The 11696-nt window shown below is 54.2% G+C and carries 10 protein-coding genes, 4 tRNA genes and 2 rRNA genes (1 of these 16 only partly in view); all 16 read left to right on the plus strand.

Translation table 11 applies throughout. From position 1 onward, the window contains the following. Positions 1-820 (plus strand): 23S ribosomal RNA (locus tag I9H09_RS03165); it begins 2074 nt to the left of the window's first position. 157 nt (positions 821-977) lie between these two features. After that, positions 978-1093 (plus strand): 5S ribosomal RNA (gene rrf, locus I9H09_RS03170). Positions 1094-1240: 147 nt separating this feature from the next. Beyond that, the gene (birA, locus tag I9H09_RS03175; protein ID WP_122347372.1) at positions 1241-2200 is read left to right on the plus strand and encodes a bifunctional biotin--[acetyl-CoA-carboxylase] ligase/biotin operon repressor BirA; all 960 of its coding nucleotides are present in this window, start codon (positions 1241-1243) and stop codon (positions 2198-2200) included. Next, a complete protein-coding gene (locus tag I9H09_RS03180; protein WP_054997914.1) occupies positions 2190-2939 on the plus strand; it encodes a pantothenate kinase in 750 nt (249 codons plus the stop codon). The genes birA and I9H09_RS03180 overlap by 11 nt, the downstream gene beginning before the upstream one ends. 7 nt (positions 2940-2946) lie before the next feature. Continuing rightward, positions 2947-3375, plus strand: coding sequence for a hypothetical protein (locus I9H09_RS03185; RefSeq protein WP_005887062.1), 429 nt, complete (start codon positions 2947-2949; stop codon positions 3373-3375). Between the two features lie 142 nt (positions 3376-3517). Further along, positions 3518-3602 (plus strand) — tRNA-Tyr (locus I9H09_RS03190). A 24-nt stretch (positions 3603-3626) separates the two neighbouring features. Next, positions 3627-3700 (plus strand) — tRNA-Gly (locus tag I9H09_RS03195). A 26-nt stretch (positions 3701-3726) separates the two neighbouring features. Continuing rightward, positions 3727-3802: transfer RNA gene (locus tag I9H09_RS03200), tRNA-Thr, on the plus strand. A gap of 166 nt (positions 3803-3968) precedes the next feature. Further along, positions 3969-4044, plus strand: a tRNA-Trp gene (locus tag I9H09_RS03205). A gap of 46 nt (positions 4045-4090) precedes the next feature. Further along, positions 4091-4459 (plus strand): preprotein translocase subunit SecE, encoded by a 369-nt coding sequence (secE, locus tag I9H09_RS03210; protein ID WP_005887064.1) that lies wholly within the window; start codon positions 4091-4093, stop codon positions 4457-4459. Positions 4460-4468: 9 nt separating this feature from the next. Continuing rightward, the gene (gene nusG, locus I9H09_RS03215) at positions 4469-5002 is read left to right on the plus strand and encodes a transcription termination/antitermination protein NusG (RefSeq protein WP_003186097.1); all 534 of its coding nucleotides are present in this window, start codon (positions 4469-4471) and stop codon (positions 5000-5002) included. A 118-nt stretch (positions 5003-5120) separates the two neighbouring features. After that, positions 5121-5552, plus strand: coding sequence for a 50S ribosomal protein L11 (gene rplK, locus I9H09_RS03220; protein ID WP_002555500.1), 432 nt, complete (start codon positions 5121-5123; stop codon positions 5550-5552). Further along, a complete protein-coding gene (gene rplA, locus I9H09_RS03225; RefSeq protein WP_003400443.1) occupies positions 5552-6247 on the plus strand; it encodes a 50S ribosomal protein L1 in 696 nt (231 codons plus the stop codon). The genes rplK and rplA overlap by 1 nt, the downstream gene beginning before the upstream one ends. Positions 6248-6448: 201 nt before the next feature. Then, positions 6449-6949 (plus strand): 50S ribosomal protein L10, encoded by a 501-nt coding sequence (gene rplJ / locus I9H09_RS03230; RefSeq protein WP_005887072.1) that lies wholly within the window; start codon positions 6449-6451, stop codon positions 6947-6949. 79 nt (positions 6950-7028) lie between these two features. Then, positions 7029-7394: a 50S ribosomal protein L7/L12 gene (gene rplL / locus I9H09_RS03235; RefSeq protein WP_005768921.1), complete on the plus strand. Its 366-nt coding sequence runs from the start codon at positions 7029-7031 to the stop codon at positions 7392-7394. A 221-nt stretch (positions 7395-7615) separates the two neighbouring features. After that, a complete protein-coding gene (gene rpoB / locus I9H09_RS03240) occupies positions 7616-11689 on the plus strand; it encodes a DNA-directed RNA polymerase subunit beta (protein ID WP_005887074.1) in 4074 nt (1357 codons plus the stop codon). The last annotated feature ends 7 nt before the right edge of the window (positions 11690-11696 follow it).

Genomic DNA, 11696 nt, shown 5'->3' on the forward strand with positions numbered 1-11696 from the left:
TTTGCACTGGACTTTGAATTTGCTTGTGTAGGATAGGTGGGAGGCTTTGAAGCGTGGACGCCAGTTCGCGTGGAGCCAACCTTGAAATACCACCCTGGCAACTTTGAGGTTCTAACTCAGGTCCGTTATCCGGATCGAGGACAGTGTATGGTGGGTAGTTTGACTGGGGCGGTCTCCTCCTAAAGAGTAACGGAGGAGTACGAAGGTGCGCTCAGACCGGTCGGAAATCGGTCGTAGAGTATAAAGGCAAAAGCGCGCTTGACTGCGAGACAGACACGTCGAGCAGGTACGAAAGTAGGTCTTAGTGATCCGGTGGTTCTGTATGGAAGGGCCATCGCTCAACGGATAAAAGGTACTCCGGGGATAACAGGCTGATACCGCCCAAGAGTTCATATCGACGGCGGTGTTTGGCACCTCGATGTCGGCTCATCACATCCTGGGGCTGAAGCCGGTCCCAAGGGTATGGCTGTTCGCCATTTAAAGTGGTACGCGAGCTGGGTTTAGAACGTCGTGAGACAGTTCGGTCCCTATCTGCCGTGGACGTTTGAGATTTGAGAGGGGCTGCTCCTAGTACGAGAGGACCGGAGTGGACGAACCTCTGGTGTTCCGGTTGTCACGCCAGTGGCATTGCCGGGTAGCTATGTTCGGAAAAGATAACCGCTGAAAGCATCTAAGCGGGAAACTTGCCTCAAGATGAGATCTCACTGGAACCTTGAGTTCCCTGAAGGGCCGTCGAAGACTACGACGTTGATAGGTTGGGTGTGTAAGCGCTGTGAGGCGTTGAGCTAACCAATACTAATTGCCCGTGAGGCTTGACCATATAACACCCAAGCAATTTGCGTCGAATGACCAGATTGCGGTGACTGTGAAGATGACACGAACCGAAAGTTTGCGTCACAAGCGACACCTGAATAACTGACTGTCACATACCCGATTTGCTGAAGCGCGCCGTATGGCACGACTCGGTACCCGAATTTCTTGACGACCATAGAGCATTGGAACCACCTGATCCCATCCCGAACTCAGTAGTGAAACGATGTATCGCCGATGGTAGTGTGGGGTTTCCCCATGTGAGAGTAGGTCATCGTCAAGATTGAATTCCAGAAACCCTCATCGCTTATGCGTTGAGGGTTTTTGTTTTTATGGCGTTCGCCATTTCTGCTTTGAAAACACGTTTTCGTTTCTATGCATCATGTCATTGCGTGGCTATGATGCGTGCCTTACTGCCGGGCGAATTTAAATGCTGACTTTGTTAACGCTTCTTGCTGATGGTGCATTTCATTCCGGCCAGGCTCTGGGCAAGACCTTGGGGGTGAGTCGCAGCGCCGTCTGGAAGCAGCTGCAGCAGGTTGAGGCCGATCTCGGTATTGCAGTTCACAAAGTGCGAGGCCGTGGGTATCGACTTGCGACGCCCATCTCTCTTCTAAGTCCCTCCGCTATAGAGAAAGCGGGCCTCCCTGCCGACTGGTCTGTCCAGACTTATGACTCAATTGACTCCACCAATGCCGAAGCAGTAAGGCTGATTGGTCAAGACGTTTCCATGCCCTTGCTTGTTCTTACGGAACGGCAGACCTCCGGAAGGGGGCGGCGAGGCCGCAAATGGGTAAGTCCATTCGCTGAAAATCTATACTACAGCCTGGTCTTGCGAATTGACGGTGGTATGCGCCAGCTTGAAGGCCTCAGCTTGCTGGTAGGGCTCGCTGTGATGAATGTCCTGCGTGACATTGGAGTTCATGGTGCCGGCCTCAAATGGCCTAACGATGTGCTTGTGGGAAGACAAAAGATAGCCGGCATACTTCTAGAACTTATCGGTGACCCGGCAGATGTGTGTCACGTGGTCATCGGCATAGGGGTCAACGTCAATATGCGGGCTTCTGCCGAGGTTGATCAGCAGTGGACATCTGTACGGTTGGAGACAGGGCGCTTTGTAGATCGAAACGATATTGCCGCTCGAATAAGCAGCCAATTGAATGCGCTGCTGGCTGTGCATCGTAAAGAGGGTTTTGCTGCTTTCCGGGAGGAGTGGGAGCGAGGTCATCTCTGGCAGGGCGCGAAGGTCACATTGCTCTCTGGCGTGGGGGCCGTTGAGGGGGTGGTATTGGGAATCGACTCGCTTGGAGCATTACGCTTGGAAGTCAGTGGTATAGAAAAAAGCTTTAGCGGTGGCGAGCTCAGCCTGAGGTTGCGTGATGATTCTTGAGCTCGATTGCGGCAACAGCTTCATCAAATGGCGGATAACGACCAGCGATCACGCAGTGATGGTCGGTGGCGGTGTAGTGGACTCGGACGCTGCCTTGCTTGAGAGTCTCGGCAAGCTTCCTGGGGTGCCGTTCAATCAGTGCCGCCTGGTCAGTGTTCGTAGCGCAGACGAAACGGCGAAGCTTGTTGCGCTGCTGATCGATGCCTTCTCGGTAACGCCCGTGTGCGCTGCTCCGGCGCGCCAGCTTGCGGGTGTGATCAACGGCTATGAAGATTTCGGGCGTCTGGGTCTGGATCGCTGGTTAGCTTTGGTGGGCGCCTATCATCTCGTTCGTCGCGCATGCCTGGTGATTGATCTGGGGACTGCAGTGACCTCTGATTTCGTCGATGCTACAGGAGGCCATCTTGGCGGGTTCATCTGCCCAGGCATGCCTCTGATGCGCAATCAATTGCGTACGCATACTCGCCGTATCCGCTATGACGATGTCGAGGCCGAAAAGGCTCTCGCTCATAGGGTGCCCGGACGTGCCACAGCGGAAGCGGTGGAGCGCGGTTGTTCTCTGATGCTCCGAGGGTTCGCTTTGACGCAGATCGAAATCGCACGCGGCTACTGGGGGGCTGACTTTGTTATCTTCGTGACTGGAGGTGATGCTGCGCTGGTTGCAGATGTGTTGCCAGAGGCTCGAATTGTTCCGGATCTGGTGTTTGTTGGCCTGGCTCTCGCTTGCCCTTTGCGCTGAGGTACTTATGCGTTGGTTATTTCTTCTCCTTTTGATGCTAAACGGCCTTTATTACGTATGGCACCAGCAAGAGGCTCCTCTCAGGGCAAAAGAGGTCATGCCCTTATCATTGCATAGCGCCCCACGGCAGGATATTCGACTACTGAGTGAGTCGGAGGGAGGCAAGGCAGTAGGTAGTCCCGAAGCAAAATGTCTGTATGTGGGTGGCTTCGCCAGGCAGGAAGAGGCTCGTCTGGTCGAGCAGCGACTGAATAGCCTTGATATTCAATCGCAGTTTCGGCCCGTTCAGTCGGGTGGTTCTACGGTGTACTGGTTAAAAATCACCCCGGAAAGTCGGCGTCTTGTAGAGGCAGATACAATCAGCCGGTTGAGCCAGGATTTTCCCCTGTTAAAAAATCAAATAATGTCATGTGAGGGCATTGCAACTGCTGAGTAGTTTGCATAGAATGGCGCCCGCTTCGCAGTGAGGTGAAAGTCTCATTAACGAAGCTGCAGTAGTCAACGCATGTAACCTCAGGTTTTTACTGAGAAAAAGGTTGACAGAAGGGCGGCATGAGTTGAGAATGCTGCCTCGCTTAGGAGGGGTTCCCGAGCGGCCAAAGGGATCAGACTGTAAATCTGACGTCTACGACTTCGAAGGTTCGAATCCTTCCCCCTCCACCAGATTTAGCGCAAGCTGCAAATTGCGCGGGTATAGTTTAGTGGTAGAACCTCAGCCTTCCAAGCTGATGATGCGGGTTCGATTCCCGCTACCCGCTCCAAGCTTGCAGCTTATGCATTGTGATTTGCTCTTGTAGCTCAGTTGGTAGAGCACACCCTTGGTAAGGGTGAGGTCAGCGGTTCGAATCCGCTCAAGAGCTCCATTGCTAAAGGCAGATATGAAAATATCTGCCTTTGTTTTAGGTGGTTCGGTTGTGTTGGTCCGCCTGATGTCTTGTTTGGATTCTGCTTTTGGGGCAGGTTAATCCTGAATAAGGCATTGAAAAACTCTCGTCAGGTCAGCATAATGTTCGGCCTGATTTTGCTTTTAGGTCAGTAGCTCAATTGGCAGAGCGACGGTCTCCAAAACCGTAGGTTGGGGGTTCGATTCCCTCCTGACCTGCCAGATTTCCTAGATGTAATCTGGCTTTCTTTTCACAGGATCTCCGTAGATGAATCCCAAGGCTGAAGCATCAGACTCTCGCTTTGACTTGCTGAAGTGGCTCCTGGTAGTCGTTTTGGTTGTCGTGGGTGTTGTCGGTAATCAGTACTACTCTGCTGAGCCGATCCTGTACCGCGTTCTTGCTCTCCTTGTGATTGCCGCTGCTGCTGCTTTTGTAGCGCTGCAGACTGGCAAAGGTAAGGCTTTCTTCGTTTTGGCGAAAGAAGCCCGTGCAGAGATCCGTAAAGTCGTTTGGCCTACTCGCCAAGAAACCACGCAAACCACGTTGATCGTTGTGGCTGTTGTGCTGGTTATGGCGTTGCTGCTGTGGGGGCTAGATTCCCTGCTCGGCTGGCTTGTTTCCTTGATAGTTGGCTAAGGGTGTCCCGTGGCTAAGCGTTGGTACGTAGTGCATGCTTACTCGGGTTACGAGAAGCATGTCATGCGCTCGTTGGTCGAGCGTGTGAAGCTGGCAGGCATGGAAGATGGCTTCGGCGAAATTCTGGTTCCCACTGAAGAAGTGGTTGAAATGCGTAATGGCCAGAAGCGCAAAAGCGAACGCAAGTTCTTCCCTGGTTATGTGCTTGTACAGATGGATATGAATGAGGGTACTTGGCACTTGGTCAAGGACACTCCTCGTGTCATGGGTTTCATCGGCGGTACTGCCGATAAACCGGCACCGATCACCGACAAGGAAGCGGAAGCGATTCTGCGTCGTGTCGCTGACGGTAGCGACAAGCCGAAGCCGAAAACGCTGTTCGAGCCGGGTGAGGTTGTTCGCGTCACCGACGGTCCGTTCGCCGATTTCAACGGTACGGTTGAAGAAGTTAACTACGAAAAGAGCCGTATTCAGGTGGCGGTGCTCATTTTCGGACGCTCTACTCCGGTAGAGCTAGAGTTTAGCCAGGTCGAAAAGGTCTAGCTGAGCTGAAATCCCATACCCCGCAGCTTATAGGCTGTGGGGTTTTTTCGTCACTGGGATATACGTGTAAGTAACCGGGGAGCCTTTTTGGCGCTTGAACCCGTAATTGGAGTGCCTCATGGCCAAGAAGATAACCGCGTACATCAAGCTGCAAGTGAAAGCCGCTCAGGCTAACCCAAGCCCGCCAGTTGGTCCTGCTTTGGGTCAGCACGGTGTGAACATCATGGAATTCTGCAAAGCGTTCAACGCCCGTACCCAGGGTATCGAGCCAGGCTTGCCGACTCCAGTGATCATCACTGTATACAGCGACCGTAGCTTCACCTTCGAAACAAAAAGTACCCCTGCATCGGTTCTGCTGAAGAAAGCTGCAGGCTTGACCAGCGGCTCGGCTCGCCCGAACACCGTTAAAGTTGGCACCGTGACTCGTGCTCAGCTGGAAGATATCGCTAAAGCAAAAAATGCGGATCTGACTGCAGCTGACATGGAAGCGGCCGTGCGTACCATCGCCGGTTCCGCTCGTAGCATGGGCCTTAACGTGGAGGGTGTGTAATGGCTAAGCTGACCAAGCGTCAAAAGGCAATCGCCGAAAAAATCGAAGCTGGCAAGTCTTACAATTTCGTAGACGCCGCTGCGCTGCTCACTGAGCTGTCGACTGTCAAGTTCAGCGAGTCCATCGACGTCGCTGTCAACCTGGGTGTTGATCCTCGTAAATCCGACCAGGTTGTTCGTAGCGCTACCGTCCTGCCGCACGGCACCGGTAAAACTGTACGCGTTGCAGTTTTCACCCAGGGCCCGGCTGCTGAAGCTGCTCTGGCTGCAGGCGCTGATCGCGTTGGTATGGACGATCTGGCTGCTGAAATGAAAGCGGGCGATCTGAACTACGACGTCGTTATTGCTTCTCCTGATGCAATGCGTGTTGTTGGCCAGCTGGGTCAGGTTCTCGGTCCTCGTGGCCTGATGCCTAACCCTAAAGTCGGCACCGTTACTCCTGACGTCGCTAACGCCGTCAAGAACGCCAAGGCCGGTCAGGTTCGTTATCGCACCGACAAAAACGGCATCATTCACACTTCGGTTGGCAAGGTCGGTTTCGACGCTGTCAAGCTGAAGGAAAACGTTGAAGCCCTGATCGCTGATCTGAAGCGTATCAAGCCTGCTTCCTCGAAAGGTATTTACGTCAAGCGCATCACCCTGAGCACCACCATGGGCCCAGGCCTGGTCATCGACCAAGGTTCTCTGGAAGCGTAAGACAGAATGGCGCGGTGTTGTTTGCCGCGCTGTTTGAAAGATTGGGGTCCCTGCATGGCGGGGGCTATCCAAGACCGTAGGCGACGCAAGTCTTAAACCACAAGCCTACGCAGATGGTGCTCCCGGTTCCTTACCGAATCAGACACCAAAACGACATCTGGCTTCGGTCGGATGAAACGGTAACAAGCAGGAGTTAAACCCGTGGCAATTAAACTCGAAGACAAGAAGGCCATCGTCGCTGAAGTCAACGAGGCTGCCAAAGCTGGTCTGTCCGCTGTCGTGGCTGATGCCCGTGGTGTGACGGTTAGCGCAATGACCGGACTCCGTAAAGAGGCTCGTGAAGCTGGCGTTTACGTACGCGTTGTACGTAACACCCTGCTCAAGCGCGCTGTTGCTGACACTGAATTCAGTGTCCTCAACGACGTGTTCACCGGCCCGACCTTGATCGCGTTCTCCAACGAACATCCTGGCGCTGCTGCCCGTTTGTTCAAGGAATTCGCGAAAGGTCAGGACAAGTTCGAGATCAAGGCAGCTGCGTTCGAGGGCAAGTTCCTCGCAGCTAATCAGATCGACGTACTGGCAACCTTGCCGACCCGTAACGAAGCAATTTCTCAGCTGATGAGCGTGATTCAAGGCGCTACCAGCAAATTGGCTCGTACTCTGGCGGCTGTTCGCGACCAAAAAGAAGCAGCTGCAGCTTAAGGCTGAGTCAGATCTTTTCGCGTATTTTTGTTTATTTTGATGGTCGCGTAGGCCGTCCCCCAATTCAGGAAATTGAGTCATGTCTATCTCTCAAGACGATATCCTTAACGCCGTAGCTGAAATGTCCGTTATTCAGGTTGTAGAACTGATCAAGGCATTCGAAGAGAAGTTCGGCGTTACTGCTGCTGCCGGTTCTGCTGGTCCAGCCGCTGCTGCTGCTGTTGTTGAAGAACAAACTGAATTCAACGTCATGCTGCTGGAAGCTGGCGAGAAGAAAGTTAACGTGATCAAGGCAGTACGTGAGCTGACCGGTCTGGGCTTGAAAGAAGCCAAGGCAGTCGTTGACGGCGCTCCAGGCATCGTTCTGGAAGCTGTTGCCAAAGACGCAGCTGACAAAGCCAAAGCTACTCTGGAAGAAGCAGGCGCTAAAGTCGAGCTGAAATAAGCATCGATTTTGAGTGTCCAGCCCACGCGTTTAGCGAAAGGCTGATGGCTGGTGGCTTTTGCCACCGGCCTTTTTCCGTTATAGACGATTGGCGCGGTCAACGTTTATAGCGTGTGGTATCCACCGATGGCGGTGGCGCAAACCAAGGGGTTTGCAAGATTTTCTGGCTGCTTCCGTCGGGAGGGAGCCAAACAAGCAGGTGACCAAGCTGGGGAACGCTGATGGCTTACTCATATACTGAGAAAAAACGTATCCGCAAGGACTTTAGCAAGTTGCCGGACGTAATGGATGTGCCGTATCTCTTGGCCATCCAGCTGGATTCGTATCGCGAATTCCTGCAGGCGGGAGCGACCAAAGATCAGTTCCGCGACGTCGGTCTGCATGCAGCCTTCAAATCCGTTTTCCCGATCATCAGCTACTCCGGCAATGCTGCGCTGGAGTATGTAGGTTATCGCTTGGGCGAACCGGCATTTGATGTCAAGGAATGCGTGCTGCGCGGTGTGACTTACGCTGTACCTCTGCGAGTCAAGGTCCGTCTGATCATTTTCGACAAAGAATCGTCGAACAAAGCGATCAAGGACATCAAAGAGCAAGAAGTCTACATGGGTGAAATTCCCCTGATGACTGAAAACGGTACCTTTGTAATCAACGGCACCGAGCGCGTTATCGTGTCTCAGCTTCACCGTTCGCCTGGCGTATTCTTCGACCACGACCGTGGCAAGACTCACAGCTCCGGTAAGCTGCTTTACTCCGCGCGTATCATTCCTTACCGCGGTTCGTGGCTGGACTTCGAGTTCGATCCGAAAGACTGCGTATTCGTCCGTATCGACCGTCGTCGCAAGCTGCCTGCGTCCGTACTTCTGCGCGCTCTGGGTTACACCACCGAGCAAGTGCTCGATGCTTTCTATACCACCAACGTATTCCATGTGCGCGGTGAAAACCTCAGCCTGGAGCTGGTGCCTCAGCGCCTGCGTGGTGAAATTGCCGTTCTGGACATCCTGGACGACAAAGGCAAGGTCATTGTCGAGCAGGGTCGCCGTATCACTGCCCGTCACATCAATCAGCTGGAAAAAGCCGGGATCAAAGAGCTGGAAGTACCTCTGGACTACGTCCTGGGTCGTACGACTGCCAAGGTCATTGTGCATCCGGCCACTGGTGAGATCATTGCTGAATGCAACACCGAACTGAACACTGAAATCCTGGGCAAGATCGCCAAGGCTCAGGTTGTCCGTATCGAGACGTTGTACACCAACGACATCGACTGTGGTCCGTTCGTCTCCGACACATTGAAGATCGACTCCACCAGCAACCAGCTGGAAGCCTTGGTCGAGATCTATCGCATGATGCGTCCTGGCGAGCCGCCTACCAAGGATGCAGCTGAAACGCTGTTCAACAACCTGTTCTTCAGCCCTGAGCGTTATGACCTGTCTGCTGTAGGTCGTATGAAGTTCAACCGTCGTATCGGTCGCACCGAAATCGAAGGTTCGGGCGTGCTGTGCAAGGAAGACATCGTTGCGGTCCTCAAGACCCTCGTTGACATCCGTAACGGCAAAGGCATCGTCGATGACATCGACCACCTCGGTAACCGTCGTGTTCGTTGCGTAGGCGAGATGGCCGAGAACCAGTTCCGCGTAGGTCTGGTCCGTGTCGAGCGTGCGGTTAAAGAACGTCTGTCTATGGCAGAAAGCGAAGGCCTGATGCCTCAGGACCTGATCAACGCCAAGCCTGTTGCGGCGGCGGTCAAGGAATTCTTTGGTTCCAGCCAGCTTTCCCAGTTCATGGACCAGAACAACCCGCTTTCCGAGATCACCCACAAGCGCCGTGTTTCTGCACTCGGCCCTGGTGGTTTGACTCGTGAGCGTGCTGGTTTTGAAGTTCGAGACGTTCACCCGACTCACTACGGTCGCGTGTGCCCTATCGAAACGCCGGAAGGTCCGAACATCGGCCTGATCAACTCCCTGGCAGCCTATGCCCGCACCAACCAGTACGGCTTCCTTGAAAGCCCGTACCGTGTGGTCAAGGAAGGTCTGGTCACCGAAGAGATCGTTTTCCTTTCGGCAATCGAAGAAGCTGACCACGTCATTGCACAGGCTTCGGCCGCAATGAACGACAAGCAAGAGCTGATCGACGAGCTGGTTGCCGTGCGTCACTTGAACGAGTTCACCGTCAAGGCGCCAGCCGATGTCACCCTGATGGACGTTTCGCCCAAGCAGGTTGTTTCGGTAGCCGCTTCGTTGATTCCGTTCCTCGAGCACGATGACGCCAACCGTGCGTTGATGGGTTCGAACATGCAGCGTCAGGCTGTACCGACCTTGCGTGCCGACAAGCCGCTGGTTGGTACTGGCATGGAGCGCAACGTTGCACGCGACTCCGGCGTTTGCGTCGTGGCTCGTCGTGGTGGTGTGATCGATTCGGTTGATGCCAGTCGTATCGTGGTTCGCGTTGCCGATGACGAAGTTGAAACAGGTGAGGCGGGTGTAGACATCTACAACCTGACCAAATACACCCGCTCCAACCAGAACACCTGCATCAACCAGCGTCCGCTGGTCAGCAAGGGCGATCGCGTTCAGCGTAGCGACATCATGGCTGACGGCCCGTCCACCGATATGGGTGAACTGGCGCTGGGTCAGAACATGCGCATCGCGTTCATGGCCTGGAACGGTTTCAACTTCGAAGACTCCATCTGTCTTTCCGAGCGCGTTGTTCAGGAAGACCGCTTCACCACGATCCACATTCAGGAACTGACCTGTGTGGCTCGTGACACCAAGCTTGGGCCTGAGGAAATCACAGCTGACATCCCTAACGTGGGTGAAGCTGCTCTGAACAAGCTGGATGAAGCAGGTATCGTTTACGTAGGTGCCGAAGTTGGCGCTGGCGACATCCTGGTCGGTAAAGTCACTCCGAAAGGCGAGACCCAGCTGACTCCGGAAGAAAAACTGTTGCGCGCGATCTTCGGTGAGAAGGCCAGCGACGTTAAAGACACTTCCCTGCGCGTGCCAACCGGCACCAAAGGTACAGTCATTGACGTTCAGGTCTTCACCCGTGATGGCGTCGAGCGTGACGCACGTGCCCTGTCCATCGAGAAGTCGCAACTCGACGAGATCCGCAAGGACCTGAACGAAGAGTTCCGTATTGTCGAAGGCGCTACTTTCGAGCGTCTGCGTTCTGCGCTGGTGGGTCGTGTAGCGGAAGGCGGTGCTGGCCTCAAGAAAGGTCAGGAAATCACTAACGAAGTACTCGATGGTCTTGAGCATGGTCAGTGGTTCAAACTGCGCATGGCTGAAGACGCTCTGAACGAGCAGCTTGAAAAGGCTCAGGCCTACATCGTTGATCGTCGCCGTCTTCTGGATGACAAGTTCGAAGACAAGAAACGCAAACTGCAGCAGGGCGATGACCTGGCTCCAGGCGTTCTGAAAATCGTCAAGGTCTACCTGGCAATCCGTCGTCGCATCCAGCCGGGCGACAAGATGGCCGGTCGTCACGGTAACAAGGGTGTGGTCTCCGTGATCATGCCGGTTGAAGACATGCCGCACGATGCCAATGGCACGCCGGTGGACATCGTCCTCAACCCGCTGGGCGTACCTTCGCGTATGAACGTTGGTCAGATTCTCGAAACTCACCTTGGCCTCGCGGCCAAAGGTCTGGGCGAGAAGATCAACCGCATGCTCGAAGAGCAGCGTAAAGTGGCTGAGCTGCGCAAGTTCCTTAACGAGATCTATAACGAAATCGGCGGTCGTCAGGAAACCCTGGAAGACCTCACCGACAATGAGATTCTGGACCTCGCGAAGAACCTGCGTAACGGCGTACCGATGGCTACCCCGGTTTTCGACGGTGCCAAGGAAAGCGAAATCAAGGCAATGCTCAAACTGGCAGATATGCCGGAAAGCGGCCAGATGCAGCTGTTCGACGGTCGTACTGGCAACAAGTTTGAGCGCCCGGTAACGGTCGGCTACATGTACATGCTGAAGCTGAACCACTTGGTGGACGACAAGATGCACGCGCGTTCCACTGGTTCTTACAGCCTGGTTACCCAGCAGCCGCTGGGTGGTAAGGCACAGTTCGGTGGTCAGCGTTTCGGGGAGATGGAAGTGTGGGCGCTGGAAGCATACGGCGCGGCGTACACTCTGCAAGAAATGCTCACAGTGAAGTCGGACGATGTGAACGGTCGTACCAAGATGTACAAAAACATCGTGGACGGCGATCACCGTATGGAGCCGGGCATGCCCGAGTCTTTCAACGTGTTGATCAAAGAAATTCGTTCGCTCGGTATCGATATCGATCTGGAAACCGAATAACACGTGA

This window comes from Pseudomonas tremae (assembly GCF_023278125.1).
In the GTDB taxonomy this organism is placed as follows: domain Bacteria; phylum Pseudomonadota; class Gammaproteobacteria; order Pseudomonadales; family Pseudomonadaceae; genus Aquipseudomonas; species Aquipseudomonas tremae.